Genomic DNA, 366 nt, shown 5'->3' with positions numbered 1-366 from the left:
CCTCTACGGTCGCCCGCTGGAAACCCTGCTCGCTACCTGGGGCATCAGCCTGATTCTGATCCAGCTGGTGCGGGTGATCTTCGGCGCGCAGAACGTTGAAGTGGCCAACCCCTTCTGGCCTCTACGGACGACAGCAGGAAACCCAGAACGATAAATGGGGCAAAAGAATGAATCAGAACCAGCTGGTGCGGGTGAAAAAAGGCGAGAAGAACGAAGAAGAGGAAAAAAAAAAAARRMAATCGAGGAGCGTCGACGGCAGCGACAGATGTGTATAAGAGAAAGGGATGAACAGGAAGTGAAAGTAGAAATCGCCAACCTGATGGAAATAGCAGAAAAAGGAATAGAAGAAGGCGTAATGAAAAAGAA

General features: G+C 49.9%; 1 protein-coding gene and 1 pseudogene. Both read left to right on the top strand.

All coding sequences use genetic code 11. From position 1 onward, the window contains the following. Positions 1 to 118 (top strand): annotated as a pseudogene (locus ACQ4LH_RS21905) (hypothetical protein); the annotation flags it as partial. Positions 119 to 154: 36 nt separating this feature from the next. Then, positions 155 to 366: hypothetical protein (locus ACQ4LH_RS21900; protein ID WP_430699018.1), on the top strand; the 212-nt coding region annotated here is incomplete at its 3' end.

Source organism: Pseudomonas peli, from assembly GCF_050563605.1.
Taxonomy (GTDB): Bacteria; Pseudomonadota; Gammaproteobacteria; order Pseudomonadales; family Pseudomonadaceae; genus Aquipseudomonas; species Aquipseudomonas peli_A.
This window is presented reverse-complemented; position numbering and strand designations above follow the sequence as displayed.